Genomic DNA, 17,205 nt, shown 5'->3' with positions numbered 1-17,205 from the left:
CCATTGTCATGGTGCGCGCCACCGGCTTTAGCGTGCCGTTTTTCAACCGCTCTTCCGTGTTTTGGCGGCATTGGCCTGGCCTGTTTCGACGGCGCCCTGACCTGTCGCGCGGTCCGCTGAGCGGCGCAGCAGACCGGCACATCCCTTCAGCAGTTTCAGCAGCAGCAGGAAGATGGCGCCGCCCGCCCCGAAGTAGACGAGCGCGCACAGGACAGCCCATATGAAGGAAGGCCGTGACGTCCCTTTCTTGACTATTTCGTAGGACGTTCCGGCCTTCCCGCGCACTTCGCGGATCTCGAACGTGACCTTGCCGTGCACCGGCCGCCAGGTCTTGAGCCGGGGCCGGTGGACGAAGGAGGGCTCGTACGGCGCTCCGTCCTTCTCGAGCGCACATCCGTACTGCGCCCAGCCGGTGATGGCGTCGCGGTGGCAGGACGTCACCGTGGCGGTGTCCACGGTCAGGGTCTTGCCGCCGTTGCGGACGAACGACAACGGCGCGAGCAGGAACTCGACGGCCAGAAGGAAAGACGAGATCAGCAGGGTCGCGGTGGCCCAGCGAGGCGGACGTTCCAGGCGCAGAGCGAGGTCGCGGCGCTTCCTCGCCCGGCGGGATCGCTCGGTCTTTCGTCCCACGGAAGCGACTCCTTGTGGCGGCGCGGCGAAGGACGATATCAGGCGCGGCCGGCTCTGCGGCAGGACCGCAGGTCACGTCATGCGCGGCCGAGGGCGTGGCAGGCGATGGCGGCGGCCGCGGTGACGTTGAGGGAGTCGACGCCGGCGGTGAGGGCGCCGGGGCTCATCGGGATGCAGACGCGCTCGTCGGCCTCGTCGAGCCAGTGGGACGTCAGGCCGTCGCCTTCGGACCCGAGGAGCAGGGCGGCGCGGTCGCCCAGCGGGGCCTTGTCCAGCGGGGTGGCGGCCTGGTCGGGGGTCAGGGCCAGGAGCGTGAAGCCGGCGGCGCGCAGTAGGCCCAGGTCATCGTGCCGGTTGCCCATCCGGGCGTAGGGGATCGCGAAGACCGCGCCCATGGACACCTTCACCGCGCGCCGGTAGAGGGGGTCGGCGCAGCGGGGCGACAGGACGATCGCGTCGATGCCGAGGGCGGCGGCGCACCTGAAGATCGAGCCGACGTTCGCGTGGTCGACGAGGTCCTCGAGGACGAGGATGCGGCGGGCGTCCTTCACGACGGCGCCGAGGGGCGGGAGCGGGAGGCGTTCGAGGGAGGCGAGGGCGCCGCGGTGGACGGGGAAGCCGGTGACGCCTTCGAGGGTGGCGTCGTCGGCCACGTAGACCGGCGCGTCGACGCTGTCAAGGACGTCCGCGAGGGGGCCGGTCCAGCGGTCCGCCATCAGCAGGGAGCGGACGGGGTGGCCGGCGGCGATCGCGCGGCGGATCACCTTCTCCCCCTCGGCGAGGAACAGTCCGTGCTCGGCCTCGAGGCTTTTGCGCAGGTTGACGTCCCGGAGCCGGGTGTAGTCGGCCAGCCGCGGGTCGGCCGGGGAGGTGACGGTGACGAAGCTGGCCATGCCTCGATTGTGCCGGAGGGAGCGCGGTGCCCGGGCCGCGGCAAGGGGGCGGGGCGGCCGGTTCCGGCCGCGCGCGACGCTTCCGGTTTGCGGCAGGATCACGCTCGGTCCCGGCGTCCGCGCGGGCCCGGTCCACCCATGATCGCGGCCCCGGCGCCGCCCCGTGCCGCCCCGAACGCGGGGCGTGACGGTGGGGAGGCAATGCCAGGATCGTCCGGACATACGCTGATGACCTGCGTCATCATCGATTTTGAGTTCTTTGTAACCTCTAGTTCGTACTACTACAGTGCCGTGGAACATCGGCGGGTTTCTGGTGAATCGAGGGCAGCCATGAGCGGACGTCATCGCAATGACTTCCCTGAGGGGGACGGGGGCGGTCACGACCCGTCCACGCCCGTGTTCGGACCCGCGAACGACGGGTCCTCCGACTGGTTCGGCACCAGGGACTCCCAGAGCCGCCCGCTGACCCAGGAGCCGCAGGCCGGACCGCCGGGCGCGCCCGCGGCCCCGCCCCCCGCCCCGCCGCAGGCGTCCGGACCGGGCGAGACGCCCGAATGGTTCACGCCCCGCCGCTCGGCCGAGGAGCCGGTCTACGGCGCCGGCGGCTTCACCGGCGCGTCCGACGCCGGCGGATACGGGCTCGGGCGGTCCGGCGGGTACGGCGCGCAGGACCCGATGGCGGCGCCCACGCCGCAGGAGCCGCCGCCCGGCCGGTCCTCGTCCCCGCTGGCCGGGACGGGCTACAGCGAGTACGACGCGATCCGCAGCTCGGACGAGACGCCGGCCGGGTTCTTCGGCGGCGGGTCCGCGGGGTCGGGCGGATCCGGCGGCTACGGCGGCGGATCGGGCGGCGGCGGCGGGTCCGGCGGATCCGGAGGGTATGGCGGCGGCACCGGCGGCTACGAGTACGGCAAGCGCAAGCGGAAGCGGAGCAAGGCCGCGCTGATCGGGCCGATGGCCGGTGCGGTGGGCCTGGCGCTGCTGCTCGGCGTCGGCGTGTACGCGTTCGCCGAGAGCGGCGGCGGCTGCTCCGGCGACGACGCGCTGAGCCTGTCGGTCGCGGCGGCGCCCGACATCCAGCCGGTGGTCGTGAAGGCGGCGGGCCGGTTCAACGACGCCAAGCACAAGGTCGGCGGCAAGTGCGTACGGGCCGACGTGAAGAAGGCCGACCCGGCGTCGGTGGCGACGCTGCTGTCCGGCCAGGGCGTCGCGGACTCGGCGAACGAGCGGCCGGACGTGTGGATCCCCGACTCCTCACTGTGGACGGCGCTCGCCCGGGGCGAGGGCGGCGACAAGAACCTGGAGTCGGCGAAGACCTCGCTCGCGAGCAGCCCGATCGTGGTGGGCCTGCCGAAGTCGCTGGCCGTCCAGCTGAAGAAGCAGGGCGTCACGGCCAGCCCGTCCTGGGACAACCTGCTGAAGGCCGCGGGCGGTGTCGCGGGCGGCGCGGTGACCAAGAACCAGATGATCCCGGCCGGCTCGGTCCGGATGGTGGTCCCGGACCCGACCAAGAACGCCGCCGGCATGGGGTCGTTGATGATCACCAGCATGCTGCTGGCGAACGACCCCAACAAGGACTCCATCTTCACCGGCATCGTCAGGACCGTCCGGGAGAACCTCGTTCCGTCAACCACGGAGGAGTTCGCCCACTTCAGCAAGGACCGCACCGGCAAGCAGCCGATCTCCCTGTCGTCGGAGCAGGCGCTGTGGAGCTACAACCAGACCAAGCCGGCCCAGCCCGCGGTGGCGCTGTACCCGACCGAGGGCACGCTGTCGATGGACTACCCGTACACCGTCACCGCGCAGAACGGCGATGAGCAGAAGGCCGCGCAGCTGCTCGAGAAGGCGATGACCACCGACGCGACCCGCAACGACCTGCGGCAGCTCGGATTCCGGACGTCCGACGGCAAGGCGCCCACCGGCTTCGGCGCGGCGGCCGGGGTCAGCCCGGCGCGCCCGCGGCAGCTCCCGTCGCCGAAGAGCGGCGACGTCGCGCAGGTCATGCAGGCGTGGTCGAAGCTGACGCTCGGGCTGCGGATGCTCACGCTGATCGACGTGTCCGGCTCGATGGCCGAGCAGGTCGCCCCGCACACCAACCGGCTGCAGGCGATCGCGCAGGTGTCGCAGGGCGGCCTGGCGATGATGTCGAACGACACCGAGCTCGGCCAGTGGCTGTTCTCCACGAACATGAACGGCAAGACGCCGTACAAGCAGACGGTGCCGATCGGCGCGCTCGGCGACCGCATCGGGTCCACCACGCGGCGCGGGCTGGTGCTGTCCTGGCTCAACCAGATGAAGCCGAAGCCGACCGGCGACACCGGGCTCTACCGGACGATGCTGGACGCCTACAAGCTGATGAACAAGACCTACAAGCCGGAGTTCGGCAACTCGATCCTGCTGCTCACCGACGGCCAGAACGACGACCCGGACGGGCCGACGCTCGACCAGACCCTGGCGGAGCTGAGGCGGCTGAAGGATCCGAACAAGCCGATCCAGGTCAACATGATCGGCTTCGGCAAGGGCGTCGACCGGGGCGAGCTGGAGAAGATCGCCGCGGCGACCAACGGGAACGTCCAGGTCGCGATGACGCCGCAGGAGATCTCCAAGATCTTCCTGAAGATGCTGTCGCGGCGCATCACGTCGTAGCGCTCCGACCGCGCCCGGTAGTTCCGTGATTTTCTTGGATTCGGCGTCAACCGGGCGCGGGGGTCGATCGTCATTTCATGTGGAGGCCCGACGGGGAGCGGGGCCGTCGGGCCTCCGACCTCTTCTCCTCCCCGGCCCGCGACGGGGAGCCGCCCGGAGCGCGGGCCGGGAGAGCGGACCGCTCCCCTGACTTCCCTGAGCCCGTCCGCGACGCCGCGGACGAGGACCGCCCCAGAGGCAGCACCCTGATCCCGCGGGAGGACCCTGTGTCCGGTTGGCCCACCCTCGACCGCGCGGACGACGAACGTCTCGCGCGGGAGCTGGCGGCCGGCGATCCCGGCGCCCTCATCCAGGTCATGGATCGCTACGCGGCCCGCCTGTACGACTACTGCCACGCGCTGCTGCGCGACCAGGAGCCCGCGGCGAGCGCCCTCCACGACGCCCTCGTCGCCGCGTACGCGCAGGTGCCGGTGCTGCGCGAGCCCGAAAGGTTCCGCGGCTGGCTGTACGCGCTCGCCCGCAACGAGTGCATGCGGCGGCTGCGCGACCCCGACCGCCCCACCGAACGCCACGAGGCGCCCGAGGTCGGGGACGGCTTCCTGGACGGCGAGGAGCTCACCCGGCGGCTGGAGGCGCGGCGGCTGGTGCACGGCGCGCTGGCGGGGCTGCGCGGCCGCGAGCGGGAGGCCCTCGACCTCATGCTGCGGCACGGCCTGGACGCGGCGGACATCGGCGCCGTCCTCGGCCTGGACGCGCAGGAGGCCACCGACCTGACCGGCACCGCCCTGGCCCGCCTCGACGACGCGCTCGCCGCCGCGCACATCGCGCACTCCGGGCGCGACGACTGCCCGGCGGTCGCCGACCTCGCCCCCGACGGCGACTGGCCGCTGCCGCCGCCCGCCGTCCGCCGGCTCGTCCACCACATCCAGGGGTGCCCGGTCTGCTCCGAGCGGCGCGAGCGGAACGTGTCGGCGGCGCGGCTGCTGAACGTCCTGCCGGTCGCGATGATGCCGACCGACCTGCGCGGGCACGTCATGGCGACCGCGACGGACGCGGCGCTCGCCGCCGACATGGCGGCCATCGCGCACCGGGCCGGGCCGTTCGACGCGTGGGGCTGGCCCGAGCACCCCGGGGAGGCGCACGCGGAGCAGCGGCGCCGCGGCACGCCGCGCGCCCTGTGGCCCGCGCTCGCCGCCGCCGCGGCGGTCGTGCTGATCGTCGTGGGGGCCTTCTTCCTGATGCCGGGCGGGTCGCCGGGGAACACGAGCGCGCAGTCCGCGCCGTCGGGCTCGTCGTCGGCACCGGACCCGTCGGAGTCCACGACGTCGCTGGACCCCACGAAGTCGCCGACGCCGTCGGCGACCAGCACGTCCCCGACGCCGACGCCCACGCGCACCTCGGCCACGCCCACGCCGACGCGCACCCACACGCGGGCGTCCCACTCCAGCAAGCCCGCCCCCACCCACAGCAAGCCCACCAAGGGCACCCTGTCGGTGGGCGGGTGCAGTATCTCCACGACCACCACGAGCAACTGTTCCATCAGGGTGCAGGCCGTCGGCGGTCCGGTCACATGGTCGGTGATCGGTGCCTCCGGCGTCTCCGCGAGCGGTGGCGGCAGCCTCGCCGCGGGCGGCGTCGGGACGGCGACGGTCACGGGCGCCTGCGACCCGAACGGCGGGAGCGGCACCGTCCGGTTCTCGCCCAACGGCGTGGCCACGGTCACCCTGACCTGCGCACCGCAGGACGGCGGGAACAGCTCGTCCCAGCAGTGAGACCCAGATCACATTCGCTTGCGTAGTCGCTGTTCCGGAAGGCGATACGGCCACGCCGCGTACCGTCACGGTCACAAAATTCGGACCAACGGGAGAAATTCCATCAAGTTGGTGGCAAGATCGGGCAACCAGAGCGCGCCTGTAGGCGTCCAGACGCCGGCGCTCACCGGGGGCACGATCGACGACACTGATTCGACTGGAGGGTTCCGTGGCCGGTGAGCCGGGGTCCGCGCGCAACGACGACCTGAGGCTGGCGGAGTCGCTGCGGGCCGGGGACGTCATCGCGCTGACCGAGGTGTACGACGCCTACGCTCCATTCCTCTTCGACTACTGCCACGGCCTGCTGCGCGACCGCGTCGAGGCGGCCGGGGCCCTGCGCAACTGCGTGATCTCGGCCCGCGAGCACGTCGGGCGGCTCGGCGAGCCGGACCGGCTGCGCGGCTGGCTGTACGCGATCGCCCGCAAGGAGTGCATGCGGCGCCGCGAGAGCCCGAACCGGCACCTCGGGCAGGAGGCGCCGGAGGCGGAGGACGACCTGTCCGCCGAGCAGCTGGCCCGCCGCGAGGAGCGGCGGCTGCTCGCGCACAGCGCGCTCGCCGCGCTCAACGGCCGCCAGCGCGAGGCGATCGACCTGTCCGTCCGGCACGAGCTGGACGAGGTGGACCTGTCCGGCGTGTTCGGCATCCCGCTGGAGGAGACCCTCGAGCTCGTGGAGCGGTCGCGGACCGGGCTGGACGCCGCGATCCGCGCCGCGCTGATCGCGCAGAACCACTGGAAGGACTGCCCGAGCGTCTCGGCGCTGACGGAGTCGTGGCCGCTGGCGCCGCAGACGGCGGCGTCGCTGGTCCGGCACGTGGCGAGCTGCCCGGTGTGCGCGGAGCTGGAGACGCCGCCGCTGCCCGCGGACCGGCTGCTGTCGGTGCTGCCGATCGCGGCGATCCCCGCCGACCTGCGGCTGGACGTGCTGACGGCGGCGACGGCCGAGGACCGGGCCGGCAACCGCCGCGCTATCGCGGCGTGGACGGAGCCGTTCGACGAGTACGGCTGGCCGCTGCCCTACGACGCGACGCCGGCGCGGGCGAAGGACCGCGGCACCGGCGGCCGGCGGCGCGGCCCGATCATCGGTGCGGCCGCGGCCGCCGTGGCCGCCGTCGTGGTGCTGGCCGGGGCGATGACGGCGTTCGGCGGCGAGGGCGAGCCGGACGCGGCGGGCACGCCGTCGTCGGCGTCGACCGGCGCCGGCGCCGGCGGTTCCGGCGACCCGAGCGTCCCTGCCGAGCCGATGCCGAGCGACCCGTCCCCGACGGTGTCGACCACGTCGCCGTCACCGTCGAAGTCCCCGTCGGAGTCGCCGTCCGCGTCGAAGTCCTCGTCGACGTCGGCGACGACCAAGCCGCCGTCCCAGCCCACCACGCAGGCGCCGCCCCCGCCGCCCCGGACGGGCCATCTGGCGGTCAGCGGATGCGACATGCACGTGAGCGATTCCTGCACGGTCACCGTCCGGGCCGTCGGCGGCCCGGTGAACTGGCGCGTCACGGGGACCTCCGGCGAGCTGAGCGCGCACGGGTCCGGGCACCTGGCGGCCGGCCAGAGCGCCGGCGTGTCGGTGTCGCGGACGAACGGCCTGTGCTGGGGCTCGAGGAACGGGTCCGTCTCGTTCGCCCCGGGCGGGTCCGCGTCCGTCGGGTACTGCTGACGCGGCCCGCCCGGGAGGGTCACCAGGGGGAGCCGGCGTCGAGGACGGCGTGGGCTCGGCCGAGCAGGAGCGGGACGGCGGCGCCGATCTGGTCGAAGCCCTCGCCGACGGTCGCGTTCTGCAGGAAGCGGGCGTGGATGCCCTCCAGGATGACGGCGAGCTTGAAGCACGCGAACGCGACGTAGAAGTCGAGGTCGGCGAGGTCGAAGCCGGTCAGCTCGGCGTAGCGCTCGGTGAACTCGCGACGGCTGAAGAACCCCGGCGCGGCCGTGATCGTAGCGCCGACGGGGAGCTGCTCGGCGTCGCCGGGCTCGGCCCAGTAGACGAGGGTGAGGCCGAGGTCGGACAGCGGGTCGCCGAGCGTCGACATCTCCCAGTCCACGACGGCGGCGATCTCGGGGCGCGGCTCCAGCCGGGCCAGCGCGTTGTCGAGCCGGAAGTCGCCGTGGACGAGACGGGCCGGGGCGTCGGCGGGGAGCCGCTCGGCGAGCCGCGCCACGAGCCGGTCGTACTCGGGCAGGTCGTGGGTGTTGCCGGTGGCCTTGATCGCGTCCTGTGAGCCGTCCCACTGCTTGCCCCAGCGCTTGAGCTGCCGGGCCATGTAGCCGGTGGGGCGGCCGAAGTCCTCCAGCCCGGCGGCCTTCACGTCCACGGTGTGGATGGCGGCGAGCGCGCCGGCGAGCGCCTCGCTGAGGCCGCGCGCCTGCTCCGGGGTGAGGTCGTCGGCGTCCTCGCGGGTGCGCAGCACGCGGCCGTCGACGTAGTCCATGAGGTAGAAGCGGGCGCCGATGACGTCCTCGTCGTCGCAGAACGCGAGGGTGCGCGGGACGGGCACGGAGCCGGCGTCGCCGAGCGCGGACAGCACCCGGTACTCGCGGCCCATGTCGTGGGCGGTCGGCAGGACGTGCCCGAGCGGCGGCCTCCGCAGCACGATCCGCCGCCCGCCGGCGAGGGTGAGCCCGTAGGTGAGGTTGGAGCGGCCGCCCGCGATCAGGTCGATCGCGCTGATGCGGCCGGCGCCGGGCAGTTCGCGGGCCAGCCAGTCCGCGAGGCGGGGGACGTCGATGCCGGGCACCCCGGCCGGAAGGTCAGCGTCAACGGTCATGACCCACCATTAGAACGCGGCTCGGTCCGGGCCGTGCAGCCGACCCCCGGAGTGCGGCCCGCAGCATCCCCCGGACGGGCCGGATGATGCGCTCGGTAACCCCTCGGCCACATCCGGACACCGGCCGAAGCCGGTAAACCGTACCCCCATCACGGTGGTGACCTGCGACGATGATGTCCGAAATGCCGTTAAACCTCCGAGGCGCTGAAACTTGCGGAGAAAACGGGTTTGCTCGGGTGGATTCGGAAGACGCCATGGGTACGCCTCTGCATCGACTGCCGCGAAGAGTGGGCTTCGTCGTGGTCGCACGCGCCTGCCGTTGTTCCCAGCCCGTGGCGGCAAGCTGGACTCATGGGTCCCGCTGGGCTAAGAGAAGAGGACTAGACCATTCGGGGCTAGACCGCCCGATTGGGGGGACGCAACCGTGGCAGACGCATGGCTGCCGGGAGCCGGCCGCATGCCGGCACGACACGACGGTGGAGCGCTACGGGGAGGTGCGCCCCGTGCCGTATGGCTGTCCGGTGAGTGCGATCCCCGCAGCGTCTCGGCGCGGTCGGCGGCCGCCGACCTGCTGAAGGAGGAACGGCCGCCGCACCTGGTCTGGCACCCCGGCTCCGGGGACGTCGTCCAGCTCGTGCCCGCCACCCGGGCGGCGCTCCTGCTCGGCCTGCCGGCCGGCCGCGAGGGCCGCGCCTGCGTGCAGATCATGGTGGTCGGCCAGTCGCGGGTACCGTTCACCAGCTCGCTGCTCCTCGGCGTCGAGGCGATCGTCGCGTGGCTGGAGACCTGGGGCGTCGCCCGCCGCTGGCCCGCCGGCCCCCCGCTGCCGTCGCCGCAGTCGTACCACGCGCTGCGGTCCCGCCGGGACTGGGCGCGCGGCGGCCACTTCGGCGCCTCGCAGGTGCCGATGGCCGAACGCCCCGACCCCGGCGGCATCGACATCCGCCGCATCACCGGCCCCGAGACCCCGGTCGCGCCGATCCCGGCGCCCCGCGCGCCGATCCCCGAGCCGCCCGGCGCGCCGCTGCTGCGGGCGCGCCCGCCCCGGACCCACGACCCCGTCCGGGCGGACGCGGCCGACGCGCCCGCACGCCCGGCGAGGACGGCGCCGCTGCCCGCCCCCCAGTCGACCCCCGACCATCCGCCGCCGCAGGGCGAACCGGTGCCGGTCGGTTCGCCGGCGCTGTCGAACTAGCTCCCGGCACGGTCTCCAGCGGATCCGGCGCCCGGCTCAGAGCGGGGCGCCGGACGCGTCCCGCCCGGATTCCGCCGCGTCCCCGGATACCGGCGCGTCCCCGGATACCGGCGCGGGCCGTGCCGCGCACGCCAGCTCGCGGACGATCGCGCATCCGGCCCGCAGCTCAGCGGGGCTGCCCGCCGAGCCGTAGCCGACGACGAGCCCGCTGAACGAGCGCGGCCCCGCGTGGTGGCGCTCCAGCGGGTCCACCAGGACGCCGCGGTCCGCCGCGTCCCGCGCGACCCGCTCCGCGACCGCGTGCGGCAGGTCCACGACGAGGTGCAGCCCGGCCGTGTCGCCGCGCAGCCGCAGCCCGTCCAGCGCCCGCACCACGACCTCGCGGCGCCGCGCGTACTCCCCGCGCATCCGCCGGACGTGCCGGTCCAGGTCGCCGCGTTCGAGGAACAGCCGGAGCGCGTGCTGCGGGACGACCGCCGTCCGGTCGTTCAGCTCCTCGCGCCGCAGCGCGATCGCCGCCACCAGGTCGGGACGCCCCACGAGCCAGCCGACGCCCATGTCCGCGGTGAGGATCTTCGCCGACGTGCCGAGGTAGACGACCACGTCCGGGTCCAGCCCGTACAGGGCGGGCAGCGGCGCGACGTCGTAGCGGAACTCGCCGTCGTAGTCGTCCTCGGCGATCAGCGCGCCGGTCCGCCGCGCCCACGCCAGCAGCGCCTGCCGCCGCGGAACCGGCAGCACCCCGCCCATCGGGTACTGGTGGGACGGCGTCGTGTACACCAGGCGTAGATCGTCCGGGAGGCCGTCGACGATCAGGCCGTGCTCGTCCACCGGGCACGAGACGATCTCGGCGCCGCGCCCCTCCAGCACCGAGCGCGCGCGCCGGTACCCCGGCTCCTCCACGCCGACCCGGTCGCCCGGCCGCAGCACCGTCGCGGCCAGCAGGTCCAGGCCGTTCGTCGCGCCGCGCGTGATCAGCAGGCCGTCGACCGGGCAGGCCACGCCGCGGCTGCGCCGGATGTACTCGGCCAGCACCACCCGCAACTCCGGCACCCCGTGCGGCTCCTGCCGCTGCTGCGGCGGCATGCCCGCCGCGAGCCGCCACGCCCGCCGCCACGCCGGGGTGTCCAGCGCGCCGACCCACGCCATTCCCGGCCGCAGGTCGACCTCGCCGGGCCGGGCGGGCCTGCGGGTCCGCCCGGCCAGGCCGCGCGGCGGCTCCCGGCCCGGCGCCGGATCGGCCGCGACGCCGTCCGTCACGTACGTCCCGGACCCGTGCCGGCCCTCCAGCCAGCCCTCCGCGTACAGCTGCTCGTACGCCTCCGTCACCACCGTCCGGCTGACGCCCAGCAGCGCGGCCAGCGCCCGGCTCGCGGGCAGCCGCTCCCCCGCGGCCAGCCGCCCCTCCCGCATCGCGGCCCGCAACTGCCCGACGAGCTGGGCGTTCATCGGCTCGGCCGCGGCGCGGTCGATGGTGAGCGGCAGATCGATCGACAAAGTGGTCTCCGGCTTTCCGTTCCAAGTGGCTCTACTGACCAGGCCACTCACGTCCTAGCGTAAACGGACATGAAGCCGCTTTCCGCCACGCCCCGCACCAGCCTCGGCCGCTACCCGGAACGCTCCACGCCCGACCGGGCCGTCCTCTACGAGATCCTCGACGCCGGCCTGATATGCCACCTCGGCGTGGTCGTGAACGGCACGCCCCGCGCCGTCCCCACCTGCTACGGCCGCCTGGGCGACACCCTCTACGTGCACGGCTCCACCGGCGCGTCCAGCATGATGACGGCGCCGTCCCAGGAGGTCTGCGTGACCGTCACCCACCTCGACGGCCTCGTCCTCGCCCGCTCGCTCTTCCACCACTCGATCAACTACCGCAGCGCCATGGTCTACGGCGTCCCGTCCCCGGTGACCGGCGACGACGAGAAGCGCGCCGCGCTCCGCGTCATCACCGAGCAGCTCGCCCCCGGCCAGTGGGACGCCGCCCGGCAGCCCACCCGCAAGGAGCTCGCCGGCGTCGCCGTCCTCGCGCTCCCGCTCGACGAGGCGTCGGTCAAGGTCCGCCAGGGCCCGCCCGGCGACGAGGACGAGGACTACGCCCTGCCGGTCTGGGCCGGCGTCCTGCCCGTCCGGCAGGCGTTCGGCGCCCCCGTCCCCGACCCGGCCCTCGCCCCGGGCATTTCCGTCCCCGCGCACATCGCCGCCCGGTAACTCGATGCCCCGCGCAGTCGTCCATGGTCGTAGGGTGAACCCCATGAACGAGCGGCTCGTGTGGATCGACTGCGAAATGACGGGACTCGACCTGCGCGCCGACGCGCTCATCGAGATAGCCGCTCTGGTCACCGACAGCGAGCTGAACATCCTGGACGAGGGCGTCGACGTGATCATCAAGCCGCCGCCGGAGTCCGTCGCGCAGATGACCAAGGTCGTCCGCGACATGCACACCACGTCCGGCCTGCTGGAGGAGCTCCCGGGCGGCATCACGCTGACCGAGGCCGAGGAGATCGTGCTGAACTACGTGCGGTCCCACGTCAAGGACGCCAAGAAGGCCCCGCTCTGCGGCAACTCCATCGCCACCGACCGGTCCTTCCTGGCCCGCGACATGCCCGCCCTGGACTCCCACCTGCACTACCGCATGGTGGACGTCTCCTCCATCAAGGAGCTGGCCCGCCGCTGGTACCCGCGCGTCTACTTCGCCAGCCCGGAGAAGAAGGGCGGGCACCGCGCCCTCGCCGACATCACCGAGAGCATCCAGGAGCTGCGCTACTACCGCGCCGCCGTGTTCGTCCCGCAGCCCGGCCCCGACTCCGAGACGGCCCGCGCGCTCGCCGCGGACATCTCGGCCGGCTGACGCCCGCCGCGGCTGACCCACTCCCCGGGAGCCGCTACACTACTGGGAGCCGGAAGCGATTCCGGCCACGGTGGGTGTAGCTCAGCTGGCAGAGCACTTGGTTGTGGTCCAAGATGTCGGGGGTTCAAGTCCCCTCACTCACCCCAGGCGAGAGAAGCCCTGGCCGTCGTGACGGCCAGGGCTTCTTCCTTTCCCCCCACGCAAGGAGATCGCCATGTCCTACGCCCCGTCGGTCCGCACGGACGTCCCGCCGCCCGCCGAACTCTGGGCCCGCGGCGTCGTCAAGGCCATGCTCGCCCCCTACCTCGACGACTGCGCCGGAAGGCTCCACGTCGACGGCGGTGGCCTGCGCACCGAGGACATCGGGAACGGCTACTGGGCACTGAGGTGGGTCGAAGGCGGCCGGGCCGTGCTGTACGGCTACGACAACGACTACCCGGACACGCACATCCAGGACCTGCCCGCCGACCTGCTCGCCGGCGGCCCGGCCTGGCTGCCCTGGGAGTGGCTCCAGGGCCTCCTGGTGAAGGAGGGCTGGTCGGTGGCGTTCCTGCGCTGGTGGGACGGCTCCTGGGCCGGTGCCCCGATCCCCGAGGACGTCGACGACGGCCTGCCGATCATCCTCGCCGACGACGCCGTGAGCCTGGACGGGATCATCGGCGAGGACGGCTCCCCCTCGGCGGAGGCCCACGGAAACCTGATGCGCGCGGTGACCGAGGGCACCGTGGACCGGGCCGCCGTCGAGGCGCTGCTCGCCTCACTAGACCTGCACGGAAGCGACGCCGGCGAGGCGCTGGACGTCGCCGCCCGCGCGGGCGTCACGCGGGACGCCGTCCTGCCCGAACTGCCCGCCGGCCAGGGCGAACCGTCCGGCCGCCGCGTCCCGGTCGTCAACGACGACCACCTGCCGGCGGTGACGGCGATGGCGGCACGCGAAGGCGTCCGGATCGGCGAGCCCACCGACGAGGCGCCCCTCGCGACCGTGCCACCCCGGTTCTGCTTCAACGGCCCCGAGACGGCCCCCGCGCCCTGATTCCGGGGTCCCGATCCCGGCGGACCGGGGCATTCGCCTGCACGGCGCGCGTGCTCGTTCGTTGGCTCAGGATGATCGGACGGTTATGCTCCGTCCTTATAAACGCCAACGACACCCCAAGGGCGACGGATGAGTGTCGATGAGACCGCCCCACTGCGCGTGCTTGTGGTGGACGGCGACGCCCACGTGCGGGCGGATGTGATCTCCCTGCTCGACGGCAGCAGCGAGCTGCAGGTCGTGGCCGAGACCCACGACGCGGCGGCGGCCGTGCCGCTGGCGGAGCGGCTGCGGCCCGACATCGTGCTGCTGGACGCCGGCGCCGCGCACCACGCGACCCCGCTCAGCCGCTCGTCCCGGGTGTTCGTACTGGCCTCCCCCGACGACGGCCCCGCCGTCGAGACGGCGATCCGCGGCGGCGCCTGCGGGCACCTCGTGCCCGGCGCGTTCACCGTCCACGACCTCATCCGCAGCGTCCGCGACGCCAACCGGGTCTCGCTGGGCCTGTCGGCGCGCGAGGCCGAGGTGATGGACCTGATCGCCACCGGCCGCTCCAACGGCGAGATCGCCCGGCAGCTGTTCCTCAGCGAGAAGACGGTGAAGAACCACGTCAACCGCATCTACGGCAAGCTCGGCGTCAGCTCCCGCGCCACCGCGATCGCGCTGTGGCGGGGCATCGTGAGCGTCCTGCCGGGCAGGGAGTAACCGATTCGCACTGGTCCGCGGGTCCTGCTACTGTTCTTCCTGTCGCCAGGGACACCGGCCAAGGCCGGAGGCCCTCAAGACAAGCGCCGTTAGCTCAATTGGCAGAGCAGCGGACTCTTAATCCGCGGGTTCGGGGTTCAAGTCCCTGACGGCGCACGCGCTGGCCCTCCATGGTCGCGAGCAAGGCTCGCACCCGGAGGGCCTTTCCATTTCCCGGGCCTCGGGAAACCCGGTGAGGTGCGCCGGGACGGCACCTCGGGCGCGACGCGTTCAGCGGGCGCCGCCGCCGGCGACCGACCCCAGCCAGAGCAGGTCACGGGCGCGCGTCATGGCGACGAAAAGCTGCCGGCGGGCCAGTTCGGCCCGCTCCCGAGCCGCCGCGTCCGCGGTGCCCCCGTCCGCAGCGGTGAGGGCGGCGTCGTGGTGCGGCAGGAAGACGTGCTTGAACTCCAGCCCCTTGGCCCGGCGGTAGGTTCCGAGCTTCACCGCCTCGACCGGCCGCCCGTCGTAGCTCTCCAGCCGCACCACCGGAATGCCCGCGCGGGTCAGGAGCCGGTCGTAGCGGCCGATCTCCCGGCGCGACGGGCACAGCACCACCGCGCCCGCCCACGGCCCGGAGCCGTCCGGCTCCTCGTCCGCCAGCGCCCGGAGCGCCTCGACCAGCCCGCGGTCGTGCTCCTCCTCGTCCCCGGCCTCCACCCGGACGACCCGCCCCTCGTGGTAGGTCAGGTCGACGGCTCGGCGGCCGTTCGGGCTCGAGCCGTCCAGATCGTCGAAGGGGTCGCCGGACACCAGGTCCATCGCCGCCTCGAGGATCGCCGCCGCGTTCCGGTAGTTGGTGCGCAGGACCGCGCCCCGGCCCTTGACCGCGATGCCGGCGTCGGCGAGCCGGAACCCGCCCGGATACACCGCCTGCTGCCCGTCGCCGATCAGCAGCAGCCCGTTCGGGCCGTCGCCCGCCAGCGCGTGCAGCAGCTTCACACCGACGAGCGTGAGGTCCTGCACCTCGTCCACGATGACGGCCGAGTACGGCGGATCGGCGGGCCGCTCCTTCAGCTCCGCCAGGGCCGCCAGCAGGACGTCGTTGAAGTCGCAGACGCCGCGCTCCTCGCGCAGCAGCTCGTACTCCTCGTAAAGGAGCCAGGCGGCCTCCCGGTGTACGGGCTGGAGCGCGGTCCGGCGGCCGTGCCGGGCCACCGTCCGGTACTCCTCCAGGGAGGTCAGCCCGCGCCCCTTGATGACGTGGTCGATCTCCTCGCGCCAGTACCCCGGCATCGGGTCGATCTCGGCGAGGGCGCTGTCGCGGCCGATGGTCAGCCAGGCGCGCGAGAAGGCGTCGTCCGCGCGGGCCGCGTTGAGCGGCACCTCGGCGCCGCGCTCGGCGAGGAACGCCGTCGCCCAGCCGTGCAGGCTGGAGAACTCGACGCGGTCGGCGAACACGCCGGCCATCCGCTCGAAGAGCCGCCGCTGCACGCGCGGCAGGTTGTTGACGAAGGTGACGTAGAGGACGCGGTCGCGGCCGCGCCCGGCGAGATGGGCCGCCCGGTGCAGCCCGACGACGGTCTTGCCCGTCCCGGCCGGACCGCTGATGCGCGCGGGTCCGTTCCAGTCGCGGCGGGCGATCGCCACCTGGTCCGGGTGCAGGAACGTCATCCATCGCTCGATGGGCGCGTGCAGGAGCGACTCCAGGGCGGCCTTCTCGACCTCTTCGGTCGCGAACAGGGCCGCGCCGTCGTCCTCGAGACCGGGGCCGCCGCCGGTGCCGCCCTCCTTGAGCGCGGCGGGCTCGTAGGCGGGGAACGCCTCCGCCAGGTGCGCGGCGACGACCCCCACCAGCGCGGGCGTCAGCCGCTTCGGCTCGGCGACCAGCGCGTGGACGAGGTCGGGATGGCCGAGCAGCCGGACCCGCCCCACCCGCGTGTCGAGGCGGTGCCCGGCGAACGCCATGACCGGGACCAGCGCGACCGGCGACAGCCCCAGCGCCGCGACCTCCTCCTCGGCGGTCCGCGTCATCCCCAGCAGCTTGCGGATCTCCTCGTCCCGGGGCACGCCCCCGGCGGCCAGCCGCCCGTCGCTGACGACCGGGCGGTCATGCCAGCGCTTCACGTCGATGACGAACACGCCGGCGGGACCGATGAGGATCATGTCGATGTTCGCCGCCCGCGTCCCCGGCCAGCGGCGGTCCACGAGCAGCCGCCAGCCGACCGCCGTCAGCCCGACGAGCGTGGCGGCGACCGCCCGCTCGGCCTCGGCGGCGGCCTGCCAGCGTCCGGCCAGCCGGTAGGCCTCCCGGGAGCGCCGGGCCAGTTCGAGCGCCTGCTCGCGGGCGCGCCGTCCCCGTTCCCCGGCCGAACCGCCTGCCGCCATCGCCCCGCCTTCGCTCGGCATCCGGATCCCGCCAAGAAGTTACGCTCTTCCCCGATCAGCGGCAATTGTCGCCCGACGCCACCCGAGGCGCCGCCCCCTCCGGACGCGACGAACCCCGCTCTCGTCCGGGGACGGGAGCGGGGTTCGCGAGTTGGGGGATGCCGGGGGGAGCCGGGGGCGTCTGGTTAGGGATCCGCCCTGGCGGGGTCGGGTCATCCGAGGGGCTTGGGGGCGCCCTTGGTGCCGGCGCCGTGGCCCCAGGACAGGACCTGGTACTTGACGCCCTTGAGGTGGCCGGCGGAGGTGCCGGTGTCG

Annotated in this window: 13 protein-coding genes and 2 tRNA genes; 10 read left to right on the top strand and 5 right to left on the bottom strand. The window is 73.6% G+C overall.

The features are described 5' to 3' along the window. Positions 1–42 precede the first annotated feature (42 nt). Positions 43–633 (bottom strand): hypothetical protein, encoded by a 591-nt coding sequence (locus amrb99_RS40455; RefSeq protein ID WP_190866544.1) that lies wholly within the window; start codon positions 631–633, stop codon positions 43–45. A 77-nt stretch (positions 634–710) separates the two neighbouring features. Next, the gene (locus amrb99_RS40450; RefSeq protein ID WP_190866541.1) at positions 711–1,526 is read right to left on the bottom strand and encodes an RNA methyltransferase; all 816 of its coding nucleotides are present in this window, start codon (positions 1,524–1,526) and stop codon (positions 711–713) included. Positions 1,527–1,856: 330 nt separating this feature from the next. On the opposite strand from amrb99_RS40450, the gene amrb99_RS40445 reads away from it, so the two are divergent. The 3 genes from amrb99_RS40445 to amrb99_RS40435 all read left to right on the top strand — a co-directional run bounded on the left by amrb99_RS40445 (position 1,857) and on the right by amrb99_RS40435 (position 7,640). Beyond that, positions 1,857–4,172 (top strand): substrate-binding domain-containing protein, encoded by a 2,316-nt coding sequence (locus amrb99_RS40445; protein ID WP_190866539.1) that lies wholly within the window; start codon positions 1,857–1,859, stop codon positions 4,170–4,172. 266 nt (positions 4,173–4,438) lie between these two features. Next, complete coding sequence (locus amrb99_RS40440) at positions 4,439–5,944, top strand: sigma-70 family RNA polymerase sigma factor (protein WP_190866536.1); 1,506 nt, start codon at positions 4,439–4,441, stop codon at positions 5,942–5,944. Between the two features lie 208 nt (positions 5,945–6,152). Then, positions 6,153–7,640 carry a sigma-70 family RNA polymerase sigma factor gene (locus amrb99_RS40435; protein ID WP_190866533.1) on the top strand — a complete coding sequence of 496 codons (1,488 nt, stop codon included), beginning with the start codon at positions 6,153–6,155 and terminating at the stop codon, positions 7,638–7,640. 19 nt (positions 7,641–7,659) lie between these two features. Here amrb99_RS40435 and amrb99_RS40430 read toward each other — a convergent pair whose 3' ends face one another. Further along, a complete protein-coding gene (locus amrb99_RS40430) occupies positions 7,660–8,745 on the bottom strand; it encodes a phosphotransferase family protein (protein WP_190866531.1) in 1,086 nt (361 codons plus the stop codon). A 457-nt stretch (positions 8,746–9,202) separates the two neighbouring features. Between amrb99_RS40430 and amrb99_RS40425 the strand changes: the two genes are divergently transcribed. Then, positions 9,203–9,940 (top strand): hypothetical protein, encoded by a 738-nt coding sequence (locus tag amrb99_RS40425; protein ID WP_241756395.1) that lies wholly within the window; start codon positions 9,203–9,205, stop codon positions 9,938–9,940. Positions 9,941–9,976: 36 nt separating this feature from the next. On the opposite strand, the gene amrb99_RS40420 is transcribed toward amrb99_RS40425, so the two are convergent. Then, the gene (locus amrb99_RS40420) at positions 9,977–11,437 is read right to left on the bottom strand and encodes a PLP-dependent aminotransferase family protein (RefSeq protein ID WP_347257061.1); all 1,461 of its coding nucleotides are present in this window, start codon (positions 11,435–11,437) and stop codon (positions 9,977–9,979) included. Between the two features lie 69 nt (positions 11,438–11,506). Between amrb99_RS40420 and amrb99_RS40415 the strand changes: the two genes are divergently transcribed. From amrb99_RS40415 to amrb99_RS40390, 6 genes are all read left to right on the top strand, one after another. Continuing rightward, complete coding sequence (locus amrb99_RS40415; protein ID WP_190866529.1) at positions 11,507–12,148, top strand: pyridoxamine 5'-phosphate oxidase family protein; 642 nt, start codon at positions 11,507–11,509, stop codon at positions 12,146–12,148. A gap of 43 nt (positions 12,149–12,191) precedes the next feature. Then, complete coding sequence (orn, locus tag amrb99_RS40410; protein WP_190866527.1) at positions 12,192–12,788, top strand: oligoribonuclease; 597 nt, start codon at positions 12,192–12,194, stop codon at positions 12,786–12,788. A 70-nt stretch (positions 12,789–12,858) separates the two neighbouring features. Then, positions 12,859–12,934 (top strand) — tRNA-His (locus amrb99_RS40405). A 68-nt stretch (positions 12,935–13,002) separates the two neighbouring features. Further along, on the top strand, positions 13,003–13,821 hold the full coding sequence (locus amrb99_RS40400; RefSeq protein WP_190866524.1) for a hypothetical protein: 819 nt from the start codon (positions 13,003–13,005) through the stop codon (positions 13,819–13,821). A gap of 129 nt (positions 13,822–13,950) precedes the next feature. Further along, entirely contained in the window at positions 13,951–14,523 is a 573-nt protein-coding gene (locus tag amrb99_RS40395; RefSeq protein WP_190866522.1) for a response regulator transcription factor, read from the top strand. Positions 14,524–14,606: 83 nt separating this feature from the next. After that, positions 14,607–14,679: transfer RNA gene (locus amrb99_RS40390), tRNA-Lys, on the top strand. A 114-nt stretch (positions 14,680–14,793) separates the two neighbouring features. Here amrb99_RS40390 and amrb99_RS40385 read toward each other — a convergent pair. Then, entirely contained in the window at positions 14,794–16,890 is a 2,097-nt protein-coding gene (locus tag amrb99_RS40385; protein WP_190866520.1) for a UvrD-helicase domain-containing protein, read from the bottom strand. Between the last annotated feature and the right edge of the window lie 315 nt (positions 16,891–17,205).

It is taken from the genome of Actinomadura sp. RB99, assembly GCF_014706005.1.
Taxonomy (GTDB): domain Bacteria; phylum Actinomycetota; class Actinomycetes; order Streptosporangiales; family Streptosporangiaceae; genus Spirillospora.
The sequence above is the reverse complement of the archived record's forward strand: the minus strand, read 5'-3'. Positions and strand labels throughout refer to the sequence as shown.